This window comes from Streptomyces sp. UH6 (genome assembly GCF_013421635.1).
GTDB lineage: Bacteria > Actinomycetota > Actinomycetes > Streptomycetales > Streptomycetaceae > Streptomyces > Streptomyces abyssomicinicus.
Genome location: NZ_JACADT010000131.1, coordinates 1 through 9,220 on the forward strand (window position 1 = coordinate 1; position 9,220 = coordinate 9,220).

General features: G+C 71.2%; 9 protein-coding genes. 5 read left to right on the forward strand and 4 right to left on the reverse strand.

Features of this window, described 5'->3' with window-relative positions:
• Together HW445_RS10015 and tyrS are read left to right on the forward strand one after the other, a co-directional pair.
• On the forward strand, window positions 1-1,049 hold a 1,049-nt coding region (locus HW445_RS10015), incomplete at its 5' end, for a metallopeptidase TldD-related protein (protein WP_180220676.1).
• 123 nt (window positions 1,050-1,172) lie between these two features.
• Window positions 1,173-2,441 carry a tyrosine--tRNA ligase gene (gene tyrS / locus HW445_RS10020; RefSeq protein ID WP_180220677.1) on the forward strand — a complete coding sequence of 423 codons (1,269 nt, stop codon included), beginning with the start codon at window positions 1,173-1,175 and terminating at the stop codon, window positions 2,439-2,441.
• A 175-nt stretch (window positions 2,442-2,616) separates the two neighbouring features.
• Here tyrS and HW445_RS10025 read toward each other — a convergent pair whose 3' ends face one another.
• On the reverse strand, window positions 2,617-2,910 hold the full coding sequence (locus HW445_RS10025) for a GlsB/YeaQ/YmgE family stress response membrane protein (RefSeq protein WP_180220678.1): 294 nt from the start codon (window positions 2,908-2,910) through the stop codon (window positions 2,617-2,619).
• Window positions 2,911-3,112: 202 nt separating this feature from the next.
• Between HW445_RS10025 and HW445_RS10030 the strand changes: the two genes are divergently transcribed.
• Together HW445_RS10030 and HW445_RS10035 are read left to right on the forward strand one after the other, a co-directional pair.
• Window positions 3,113-3,556 carry a DUF3099 domain-containing protein gene (locus tag HW445_RS10030; protein ID WP_180220679.1) on the forward strand — a complete coding sequence of 148 codons (444 nt, stop codon included), beginning with the start codon at window positions 3,113-3,115 and terminating at the stop codon, window positions 3,554-3,556.
• Between the two features lie 183 nt (window positions 3,557-3,739).
• The gene (locus HW445_RS10035) at window positions 3,740-3,949 is read left to right on the forward strand and encodes a hypothetical protein (protein WP_151775609.1); all 210 of its coding nucleotides are present in this window, start codon (window positions 3,740-3,742) and stop codon (window positions 3,947-3,949) included.
• A 9-nt stretch (window positions 3,950-3,958) separates the two neighbouring features.
• Here HW445_RS10035 and moaA read toward each other — a convergent pair whose 3' ends face one another.
• The 3 genes from moaA to HW445_RS10050 all read right to left on the reverse strand — a co-directional run bounded on the left by moaA (window position 3,959) and on the right by HW445_RS10050 (window position 7,131).
• Complete coding sequence (gene moaA / locus HW445_RS10040) at window positions 3,959-4,951, reverse strand: GTP 3',8-cyclase MoaA (RefSeq protein WP_180220680.1); 993 nt, start codon at window positions 4,949-4,951, stop codon at window positions 3,959-3,961.
• A gap of 168 nt (window positions 4,952-5,119) precedes the next feature.
• Window positions 5,120-6,742, reverse strand: a complete 1,623-nt coding sequence (locus HW445_RS10045; protein ID WP_180220681.1) for a cation acetate symporter — start codon at window positions 6,740-6,742, stop codon at window positions 5,120-5,122.
• Window positions 6,739-7,131: a DUF485 domain-containing protein gene (locus tag HW445_RS10050; protein ID WP_180220682.1), complete on the reverse strand. Its 393-nt coding sequence runs from the start codon at window positions 7,129-7,131 to the stop codon at window positions 6,739-6,741. The genes HW445_RS10045 and HW445_RS10050 overlap by 4 nt, the downstream gene beginning before the upstream one ends.
• 285 nt (window positions 7,132-7,416) lie before the next feature.
• Between HW445_RS10050 and HW445_RS10055 the strand changes: the two genes are divergently transcribed.
• Window positions 7,417-8,955, forward strand: a complete 1,539-nt coding sequence (locus HW445_RS10055; protein ID WP_180220683.1) for a S8 family serine peptidase — start codon at window positions 7,417-7,419, stop codon at window positions 8,953-8,955.
• Window positions 8,956-9,220: the final 265 nt, after the last annotated feature.

Here is a 9,220-nt window from a genome sequence, read left to right on the forward strand (position 1 = left end):
AGGCGCCCGCCGAGACCTCCTCCGCGGTGTTCGACGCCTTCGCCCCGGCGCTCGGCGAGGCGTTCGCGCGCGCCCGGGACGGCGGGCGGGAACTGTACGGCTTCGCCCACCACGAGATGGTGACCAGCTACCTGGGCTCCTCCACCGGCCTGCGGCTGCGCCACGACCAGCCCAACGGCACCCTGGAGATCAACGCCAAGTCCCCCGACCGCCTCCGCTCCGCCTGGGCGGGCCGCTCGACGCGGGACTTCACCGACGTGGACCCGGCCGCCCTCGACGCCGAGCTGGCGCGGCGGCTGGGGTGGGCCGAGCGGCAGGTCGACCTGCCCGCCGGGCGGTACGAGACGCTGCTGCCGCCGTCCGCGGTGGCGGACCTGATGGTCTACCAGCTGTGGTCGTCCTCGGCCCGGGACGCCGCCGAGGGGCGGACCGTGTTCAGCAAGCCGGGGGGCGGCACCCGTGTCGGGGAGAAGCTGACGGCGCTGCCGCTGACCCTGCGCAGCGACCCCGCCGAGCCCGGGCTCGAGTGCGCGCCGTTCGTGCTGGCGCACTCGTCGGGGGACGACGCCTCGGTCTTCGACAACGGGCTGCCGGTGTCGGCCACGGAGTGGGTCTCCGGCGGTGAGCTGCGCCACCTGACCTCCACGCGGCACAGCGCGGCGCTGACCGGCCTGCCGGTGACGCCGTCGATCGGGAACCTGGTCCTGGAGGGCGGGGACGACCGGTCGCTGGAGGAGATGGTCGCCGCCACGGAGCGGGGCCTGCTGCTGACCTGCCTGTGGTACATCCGGGAGGTCGACCCGGCGACGCTGCTGCTGACCGGGCTCACCCGGGACGGGGTCTACCTGGTGGAGAACGGGGAGGTCACCGGAGCGGTGAACAACTTCCGGTTCAACGAGTCGCCGGTGGACGTGCTGGGGCGCGCGGTGGAGGCCGGGCGGACGGAGCGGACCCTGCCGCGGGAGTGGAGCGACTGGTTCACGCGGGCGGCGATGCCGGCGCTGCGGGTGCCGGACTTCAACATGAGTTCCGTGAGCCAGGGCGTCTGACGGGTCCGGGCCGCGGGGCACGCAGCGCCATAAGGGGCTGCGTCCCCCGCGGCCCGGGGCGTATAACCTCGTAGAGGCTGCCGGGACGGCGGTCGAAGATCGTTTCGAGGAGACACGAGAACCGTGACGGACATCGTCGACGAGTTGAAGTGGCGCGGGCTGTTCGCCCAGTCCACCGACGAGGACGCCCTGCGCAAGGCTCTGGCGAACGGTCCTGTCACGTTCTATTGCGGCTTCGACCCGACCGCGCCGTCCCTGCACGTCGGCCACCTGGTGCAGGTGCTCACCATGCGCCGGCTCCAGCAGGCGGGACACCGGCCGCTCGCCCTGGTGGGCGGCGCGACGGGGCAGATCGGCGACCCCCGGCCGACCGCCGAGCGCACCCTGAACGCGCCGGAGACGGTCGCCGCCTGGGTGGGCCGGCTGCGGGCGCAGATCGAGCCGTTCCTCTCCTTCGAGGGCCCCAACGCGGCCACCATGGTCAACAACCTGGACTGGACGGCCGGCCTGTCGGCGATCGAGTTCCTGCGGGACGTCGGCAAGCACTTCCGCGTCAACAAGATGCTGACCAAGGACTCGGTGGCCCGCCGCCTGGAGTCGCAGGAGGGCATCAGCTACACGGAGTTCAGCTACCAGTTGCTCCAGGGCATGGACTTCCTCGAGCTGTACCGCCGCCACGGCTGCACGCTGCAGCAGGGCGGCAGCGACCAGTGGGGCAACCTCACGGCGGGCATGGACCTGATCCACCGCCTAGAGCCCGAGGCCCACGTCCACTGCGTGGCCACGCCGCTGATGGTGAAGGCCGACGGCACCAAGTTCGGCAAGACCGAGGGCGGCGCCGTCTGGCTGGACCCGGAGATGACCACGCCGTACGCGTTCTACCAGTTCTGGCTGAACACGGACGACCGCGACATCGTCCGGTACCAGCGCATCCTCTCCTTCCGCTCCCGCGAGGAGCTGGAGGAGCTGGAGCGGCAGACCGAGGAGCGCCCGCAGGCCCGCGCCGCCCAGCGCGCGCTGGCCGAGGAGCTGACCACCCTGGTGCACGGCGCGGACCAGACCGCCGCCGTGATCAACGCCTCCCGGGCGCTGTTCGGCCAGGGCGAGCTGGCGGAGCTGGACGACCGGACGCTGGCCGCGGCGCTCTCCGAGGTCCCGCACGTCCGGGTCGCCGAGCTCGGCCCGGTGGTGGACCTGTTCGCCGAGGTCGGCCTGGTGGCCAGCAAGTCGGCGGCCCGGCGGACGGTGAAGGAGGGCGGCGCCTACGTGAACAACGTCAAGGTGACCGCCGAGGACGCCGTGCCGGCCCGGGAGGACCTGCTGCACGGCCGCTGGCTGGTGCTGCGCCGGGGCAAGAAGAACCTGGCGGCGGTCGAGGTCACCGGGGCGTGACGCGCACCGGACCCTGACGACGTCCTGACGTCCTGACGGCGGCGGGCCGGGGGAGACCATGGTCTCCCCCGGCCCGCCGCCGTCGTGACCGGCTCGTACCGGGCGCCGGCCCGGATCAGGCCGGGTCGGGCCAGGTCGGGTCGGGTCAGGTCGGGTCGGGTCGGGTCGGGTCGGGTCAGGCGATCGTTCGCGTCGAGGTGCCCCGCCGCTTGGACATGATGGCGTTCCAGGCGGCGGCTCCCAGGGCCACCAGGACGATCGCCGCGACCAGCTGCAGCACGTGCCGTCCCCAGTCGATGCCGGGTGTCGCCTCGATACCGATGCCGCGTGCGATGGCGTTGCCCGCGATCGCGCCGCCGATACCGAGCAGCGTCGTCAGCCACAACGGGATGTTCTGCTTGCCCGGCAGGATCGCCTTGGCCAGCAGGCCGAGCACGAATCCGACAATGATCGCCCACAACCAGCCCATGGCTGCCTCCTCGTACGGATCGACGTGAGCAGTACGCCCAGTGTCCGCCCGCACCCCGTACGGCGCATGTCGGACAAGTCCGTACGCGGGACGGCGCAACCGGTGCGCCCTCCCGGTGGCCCCCCGGCCTCCTCGCCGGGCGGGGCCGGGCGTACCGTTGTACGTGCCGGTTCGGACCGATGCTGGTGGATGGTGGAATGTGATGCGGAAGCGACGGCGGAGCGGCTCGACGGGCCAGGTCTTCCGGATCACCGGCGCCCGGCAGAGCCTCGCGGACGACGTGGGCGGACGGCAGCGGCGCTATGTGATCTCCATGCTGATCCGCACCCTCTCGGTGATCCTGGCGGCCTCGCTGTGGAACGTGCAGCGTCCGGTGGCCGTGGTGGCGCTGGTGCTGGGGGCCCTGCTCCCCTACGTGGCGGTGGTGATCGCCAACGCCGGACGGGAGAACGCCCCCTCGCTCCCGTCGACCTTCCTGTCCGCCCCGGCCCGGCCGATGATCGCGCCCCCGCGCGCGGACGCGGTCGCGGAGCCGTGGGAGCGGCCCGTGGAGGAACCGGTGGAGGCACCCGTGGAAGGACGCGTGGAGGCGCCCGTGGAGGAACCCGCCGCGAAGGTGCGGCCGGGATCCGGCGACCGGGAGTGACCGGCCGGCGGAGGCGGGGCTTCCACCTGCCGGTACCGCCGAACCGGTCCCCTCGGACCGGCCTCGCGTGACATACTTTCCAAGCGCTCCGTATCCCCCGTTCGGAGCGAGGGACCGACGCCGGGCAGCTCCCCCCGTGGCTGCCCGGCGTCTTCCATGACCGTTCTTCCCCTGCGAGTGACCGTGAGCGACGAGACCGCCGTCTGTTCGGCCAAGGGCTGCCGTGAACCCGCGCTGTGGGTGCTGGCCTGGAACAACCCCAAGGTGCACACCCCCGAGCGCCGCAAGACCTGGGTGGCCTGCGAGGAGCACCGGGAGCACCTGTCGCAGTTCCTGGGGGTCCGCGGCTTCCTGAAGGACGTCGTGGCGCTCCCGGAGTGGACCGGGAGCTAGCCCGCCGCGCTAGCCGCCGATCGCCGACATCGGGCGGGCCGGCTGGAGGAACGTGGGGTCGTCCAGGCCGGAGCCGGCCTTCTTGCCCCACATCGCGGTCCGCCAGATCCGGGCGATCTCCTCGTCCGGCGCCCCGGAGCGCAGCGCGCCGCGCAGGTCGGTCTCCTCGGTGGCGAACAGGCAGGTGCGCACCTGGCCGTCGGCGGTGAGCCGGGTACGGTCGCAGGCCGCGCAGAACGGCCGGGTGACGGAGGCGATGACGCCTACCCGGTGCGGGCCGCCGTCGACCAGCCAGCGCTCGGCGGGGGCGGAACCGCGGGCCGTGTCGCCCTCGGGGGTGAGCTCGAAGCGGGTGCGCAGCGAGGTGAGGATGTCCCCGGCGGTGACCATGCCGTCGCGCTTCCAGCCGTGCTGGGCGTCCAGCGGCATCTGCTCGATGAACCGGAGCTCGTAGTCGTTCTCCACGGCCCAGGCCAGCAGGTCGGGCGCCTCGTCCTCGTTGAAGCCGGGCATCAGGACGGCGTTGACCTTGACGGGGGTGAGTCCGGCGTCGCGGGCCGCGGCGAGTCCGGCGAGGACGTCGTGGTGCCGGTCGCGGCGGGTGAGGGCCTTGAAGACCTCGGGGCGCAGGGTGTCCAGGGAGACGTTGACCCGGTCGAGCCCGGCCTCCTTGAGGGCGGGGGCGATCCGGCCGAGGCCGATGCCGTTGGTGGTGAGGGACATCTCGGGGCGGGGGTCCAGCTCGGCGACGCGCTGCACGATGCCGGTCAGGCCGGGGCGCAGCAGCGGTTCGCCGCCGGTGAAGCGGACCTCGTCGACGCCGAGCGTGGTGACGGCGACGCGGATCAGCCGGACGATCTCGTCGTCGGTCAGCAGGTCCGGCTTGGCCAGCCACTGGAGGCCTTCCTCGGGCATGCAGTAGGTGCAGCGCAGGTTGCACCGGTCGGTCAGCGAGACCCGCAGATCGGTGGCCACCCGGCCGTAGGTGTCGACGAGCTTCACCAGGCCCCTCCCTCGCAGTCGAGTACCGCGGCCGCATGCCGCGGTCGGGCACCGCGGTCCGCTGCCGCGGTCGAGTTCCCGCAGCCTTGAGCGTACGTGACGGCCGCGGCCGTGCCGCCCCGGACTTCCCCGGGGGCGGCACGGCCGCGGCGTGCCGTTCGGCGGCGGTCAGTGCGCTCCGGTGCCGGTGAGCGAACGGACCTCCAGCTCCGCGTACTTGCCCTTGTCGGGCTCCTCCTTGGAGAGGATGGTGCCCAGCCAGCCGAGAAGGAAGCCGACCGGGATCGAGATGATGCCGGGGTTGGACAGCGGGAACCAGTGGAAGTCGACGTCCGGGAACATCGCGGTGGGTGCGCCGGAGACGACCGGCGAGAACAGCACCAGGCCGACGGCGGCGATCAGACCGCCGTAGATGGACCACAGCGCGCCCTGGGTGGTGAACCGCTTCCAGAAGAGGCTGTAGAGGATCGTCGGCAGGTTGGCGGAGGCGGCGACCGCGAACGCCAGGGCGACGAGACCGGCGACGTTGAGGTCGCGGGCGAGGGCGCCGAGGCCGATCGACACGATGCCGATGAACACGGTCGACCAGCGGGCCGCCTTCATCTCCTGCTTCTCGGTGGCCTGGCCCCGCTTGATGACGTTCGCGTAGATGTCGTGGGCGAACGAGGAGGACGAGGCCAGGGTGAGGCCGGCGACCACGGCGAGGATGGTGGCGAACGCGACCGCGGAGATCGAGGCCAGCAGGATCGCGCCCCAGGTGGAGTCGACGCCGCCCAGGTGCAGGGCGAGCAGTGGCGCGGCGGTGTTGCCGGCCGGGTTGGAGTCGGTGATCTCCTTGGGGCTCATCAGCGCGGCGGCGCCGAAGCCGAGGGCCAGGGTCATCAGGTAGAAGGCGCCGATGAGGCCGATGGCCCACAGGACGGACTTGCGGGCCGCCTGGGCGGTGGGAACCGTGTAGAAGCGGATCAGGATGTGCGGCAGGCCGGCGGTGCCGAGGACCAGGGCGATGCCGAGCGAGATGAAGTCGATCTTGCTCATCTCGCTGATGCCGTACTTCAGGCCGGGCTCGAGGAAGGCGTCGCCCTTGCCGCTGTTGGCGGCGGCGGTGCCGAGCAGGTCGGAGATGTTGAAGTTGAACTTCAGCAGCACCAGGAAGGTCAGCAGCGCCGCGCCGAACATCAGCAGCACGGCCTTGACCATCTGGACCCAGGTGGTGCCCTTCATGCCGCCGATGGACACGTACATGATCATCAGCACGCCGACCAGGGCGACGATGAGGATCTTGCCGGCCTCGCTGGTGATGCCGAGGAGCAGCGAGACCAGCACGCCGGCGCCGGCCATCTGGGCCAGCAGGTAGAAGATCGAGACCACGATGGTGGAGACGCCGGCCGCGGTGCGGACCGGGCGCTGGCGCATCCGGTAGGCGAGCACGTCGCCCATGGTGTAGCGGCCGGAGTTGCGCAGCGGCTCGGCGACCAGCAGCAGGGCGATGAGCCAGGCCACCAGGAAGCCGATGGAGTAGAGGAAGCCGTCGTAACCGGAGAGCGCGATCGCGCCGGCGATGCCCAGGAAGGACGCGGCGGACATGTAGTCGCCGGAGATGGCGAGGCCGTTCTGGAATCCGGAGAACTGGCGGCCGCCGGCGTAGAAGTCGGCGGCGTCCTTGGTCTGGCGGCCGGCCCAGACGGTGATGCCCAGGGTCGCCAGGACGAAGGCGGTGAAGAGGCTGATGATCAGCGTGCGGTGCTCACTGGCCTCGTTGGCCGCGAGGATCACGTAGTCGGTGCTCACGCGCCGCCCTCCATCCGGGTCTTGATGGCTTCCGCCTTCGGGTCGAGCTTGGCCGCGGCGGTGCGGGCGTACCACCAGGCGATCAGGAAGGTGCTGACGAACTGCAGGACACCGAGGACGAGGGCGACGTTGATGTTGCCGACGACCTTGGCGCCCATGAAGCCGCCCGCGTAGTTGGAGAGCAGGACGTACAGCAGGTACCAGGTTATGAAGGCGATGGTCAGCGGGAAGGCGAACGAGCGGTAGGAGCGGCGTAGTTCGCCGAACTCCTCGCTCTCCTGCACCTGGGCGTACTCCTCGGTGGACGGCACCCGCGTGTGCGGCGTCTCGAGGGGCGGTGAGTCTGCCACGGAGTCTCCTCGTGCATGGGAAGCGGTCGGTACGGACATAGGAAAATCAGCCTGCTTGTGATGTGGATCACTCGACAAGGTCGAGATGCTAGGGCCCCGGAACGTGATCCGACAGGGGGTCGCGGCTCTTCGCCCCTTGTCCGCCTTCACGGAGCGGAAGCGGGACCGGTTCAACCGAGTACCGATGTTCGGTAATCGTTGCGGTAGGTCATTGCTGGCCAGCGACTTCGGGAGATAGCTTCCTCCCTGAACCATCCGTCATGTACCTGTCTGCGGCACAACTCTGTCCAGGCGGGCCTCGATTCAGGATGATGTGGAGACCCCATGGCTCATCTGAGCTCAAGACGCCGGCTGGCCCTCGCGGTGCCGGTCGCGTTGTCGCTGACGGCGTCACTCGGCTTCCTGCCGGCCACCGCCGTGGCGGCCCCGACGTCCGACGTCACCGCCGCGGCCGCCACGGCCGGCGAGACGATGTCGTACGTCGTCAACACCAGGACGGACCGTGGCACGGTCGCCTCCGTCAAGAAGGCGATAGCCAAGGCCGGTGGCTCGATCGTCACGTCGTACGACAAGATCGGCGTGATCGTCGTCCACTCGGCCGACCCGTCCTTCGGCGCGAAGATCCGCACCGTGCGCGGCGTGGAGAGCGCCGGCGCCACCCGGACCGTGCCGTTCGTCCCGGCCGCCACCACCGACGTGGGCGCCGTGGACCGCCTGAGCGCGGCCGAGGCCGCCGAGATCGCCGAGGCGTCCGCCGAGGCGGGCCTGAGCGAGCCGCTCGAGGCCGACCAGTGGGACCTGCCGGCGATCGGCGCCGACAAGGCCGCCACGATCAACCCGGGCAGCAAGAAGGTCACCGTCGCCGTGATCGACACCGGCGTCGACGACACCCACCCGGACCTGGCGCCGTCCTTCTCGGCCTCGCAGTCCGCCGACTGCTCCACCGGCGTGGCCGACACCACCGCCGGCGCCTGGCGCCCGGTCGACGACGACCACTACCACGGCACCCACGTCGCCGGCTCGATCGCCGCCGCCCGCAACGGCGTCGGCATCGCCGGCGTCGCGCCCGGCGTGAAGGTCTCGGGCATCACCGTCGCCCAGCCGGACGAGAACCAGCTGTTCTTCACGGAGGCCATCGTCTGCGCCTTCGTCTTCGCCGCCGACAGCGGCGTCGAGGTCACGAACAACAGCTATTACATCGACCCGTGGGAGTACAACTGCCCCGACGACCCGGACCAGAAGGCCCTTCTGGACGCGGTCACCCGGGCCAAGAAGTACGCCGAGTCCAAGGGCACCCTGCACGTCGCCTCGGCCGGCAACTCCTACAACGACCTCGACGGGGACGCCATCCTCGACGAGGGCAGCCCGGACGACGGCACCCCGATCACGCGGACCATCGATCCGCACGTGTGCCTCGACATGCCGGCCCAGCTGGACGGCGTGGTGACCGTCTCCGCCACCGGCTACTTCAACGGCAAGTCGTACTACTCGAACTACGGCAAGGGCGTCATCGACGTCGCCGCGCCGGGTGGTGACGCGCGCCAGATCCCGACGGGCACCCCGTCGCAGAACGGCCGCATCCTCTCCACCATGCCGAGTGGCGGCTACGCTTGGCTCCAGGGCACCTCGATGGCCGGTCCGCACGCCGCCGCCGTGGCCGCCCTCATCAAGTCGACGCACCCGCACGCCACTCCGGGCGCGCTGGCGGCGATGCTGAAGGCACAGGCGACCAAGTTCGACTGCCCCGAGACGTACGACTACAACAACGACGGCGTCGAGGACGCGATCTGCGTCGGCGGCCCGCGTCAGAACGGCTTCTACGGCGCCGGCATCGTCGACGCCCTGAAGGCCGTCACCAAGTAGCACCCCGTCGCACGCACCACCGCGGCACCGGCGTCCGCCCGGCCCTTGGGCCGGGCGGACGTCGTTTCCCACCCCGGAGGGACGGAACGCGGTCCGCCACTTGCCGTGGCCCGCTTGCCCGGATTCATCCCCTCCGGTGAAGATCGTCCCGTGACCGTGACGACGTCAACATCCGATCAGGCGGCAGCGGGTGACGGACCGCCACCCCGCGGACCGTCCGCCGGCCGGGCCGTCGCGCTGCTCGTCCTGGTGACGGCCGGGGCAC

Bases quoted from the DNA above. Each gene is read 5' to 3' on its own strand.
- HW445_RS10030 (WP_180220679.1), top strand. From the start codon at position 3,113: ATGCGGAAGCGACGGCGGAGCGGCTCGACGGGCCAGGTCTTCCGGATC.
- HW445_RS10055 (WP_180220683.1), top strand. From the start codon at position 7,417: ATGGCTCATCTGAGCTCAAGACGCCGGCTGGCCCTCGCGGTGCCGGTC.
- HW445_RS10050 (WP_180220682.1), bottom strand. From the start codon at position 7,131: ATGTCCGTACCGACCGCTTCCCATGCACGAGGAGACTCCGTGGCAGAC.
- HW445_RS10025 (WP_180220678.1), bottom strand. From the start codon at position 2,910: ATGGGCTGGTTGTGGGCGATCATTGTCGGATTCGTGCTCGGCCTGCTG.